This window comes from Dyadobacter sp. CY312 (genome assembly GCF_021390535.1).
In the GTDB taxonomy this organism is placed as follows: domain Bacteria; phylum Bacteroidota; class Bacteroidia; order Cytophagales; family Spirosomataceae; genus Dyadobacter.
The window spans coordinates 1-1,946 of the sequence record NZ_JAJUXG010000051.1; the positions used below are offsets into that span (position 1 = coordinate 1).

Below are 1,946 nucleotides of genomic sequence, written 5' to 3' on the forward strand. Positions count from 1 at the left end.
CTTAAATTAGTTTCCATGAGCTTCGGGTTTTAGTTATCACTTCTGTCAACTTAAAGTTACTGTGAAACTTAATCCGAAGCTTTACTTTTCAAACATACAAACTCAAAAGGGCAGTCTCTTTTTGCATTTAGATGGTTGCTTATTTTTTCGGAATTGATTATCTTTAGATATAAGAAAATCAGGAACAATGGGCCGCCGACAACCTACTTTCAAACCTTATGATCAACATCAGTTGATGCTCTTACCTCCAAGTTTAGAGGAGTTGATACCCAAAGATCATGCTTGCCGTGTGGTCAATGATGTAATAAACAGGATCAGTTTAGAGCCGCTCAATACTGCTTATCATACAAGCGGCTGTTCCAGTTATCATCCTCAGATGCTATTAAAAGTGCTGGTCTACGGCTATGTGAGCAATATTTATTCAAGCAGAAAGTTGGAAGCAGCTTGTAAAGAGAGCATCTACTTTATGTATCTGAGTTCGATGAGCCATCCTGATCATAACACAATTAACCGTTTTCGGGGCGTGCGCCTGAAAACTGCATTACGTGCTGTTTTTGAGCAGGTGGTGGAGCTGCTTGCACAGGAAGGCTTTTTGAGTATTGAAGAGGTGTACACAGACGGCACTAAAATTGAGGCCAATGCCAATAAGTATACTTTTGTGTGGAAGAAGGCAATTGCGACCAATAAGGAAAAGATGAAAAAGCAGCTGACCCATATCTGGGAATATGCCCAGAGTGTTGCTGCCAGTGAGGATAACCTGCCAGATCCACCAGACCTGACTACGATCAACAAAGAAAAAGTCCAGCAGACCGTTGATAAACTCAATCAGGTGCTGGCTGGAAAAGACAATGTAGACAAGAAGATGAAGGCCAAGCTGGGGTATGTTACCAAACACTATCCACTCAATATCGAACGCTATGAAAAACAGGAGGCTATTTTGGGCGAGCGGAATAGTTATAGTAAGACCGATATTGACGCCACTTTTATGCGTATGAAAGAGGATCACATGAAAAATGGCCAGCTTAAACCGGCCTACAATGTGCAAATATCAACTTCGAACCAGTTTATTGTCAATTACACGATCCATTCTAATACGACCGACACCAATACACTTGCAGAGCACATTGAACAGCATGAAAATAGCTTTGGTGCTACGCCAAAATGCCTGACTGCTGATGCTGGTTATGGTTCAGAAGAGAATTACACTTTGCTGGAAGGGAAAAACATAACTGCTTATGTGAAGTATAGCCTCTTTGATAAACGTCAAAATCGTGCCTATAATAAAAAGCATCCGTTCAGTGTTGATAAGCTTTTTTACAACGCAGAAGCAGATCATTATATCTGCCCAATGGGCCAGAAGATGCGCTACATTGGTAACAGCAAACGCAAAACAGTAACGGGTTTTGAGCAGACAGCCAGACTCTATAAGGCTATCAATTGCCAGGGTTGTCCGCTGAACGGTGTCTGTCACAAATCGAAAAGTGAAAGAGTTATCCAGATCAATGTGAATCTGGAACGACAGAAAAAGCAGGCAGATGAGCTTTTGAAAAGCGAAGAAGGTATTGAGAAACGAAAGAGGCGATGTTTTGACGTCGAACCTGTATTCGGCAACATAAAAAATAACCACGGCTTCCGCAGGTTCGTGCTTCGTGGCAAGCAAAAAGTAGAAATCGAGTGGGGATTGCTAGCAATAGCACAGAATATTAGAAAAAAGGCCGCATAAAGGACCCTGTTTTTACCATATTCTGCTACATAACCTTGTTAGCTTTTAACAGTGCTACCAGACCAACAAATCGTGACGCAATAAAATATAAATGAAAGAGGACGCCTCAATTTGAATTTGAGTTTGTATGTTTGAAAAGTAAAGCTTCGGATTAAGTTTCACAGTAACTTTAAGTTGACAGAAGTGATAACTAAAACCCGAAGCTCATGGAAACTAATTTAAG

General features: G+C 40.9%; 1 protein-coding gene. It reads left to right on the plus strand.

Annotation, left to right across the window (positions count from 1 at the left end):
• The first annotated feature begins 187 nt into the window (after nt 1-187).
• On the plus strand, nt 188-1,723 hold the full coding sequence (locus LZG71_RS30305) for an IS1182 family transposase (protein ID WP_233827024.1): 1,536 nt from the start codon (nt 188-190) through the stop codon (nt 1,721-1,723).
• Nucleotides 1,724-1,946: the final 223 nt, after the last annotated feature.

Coding starts and splice junctions, on each gene's coding strand:
- LZG71_RS30305 (WP_233827024.1), top strand. CDS start 188: ATGGGCCGCCGACAACCTACTTTCAAACCTTATGATCAACATCAGTTG.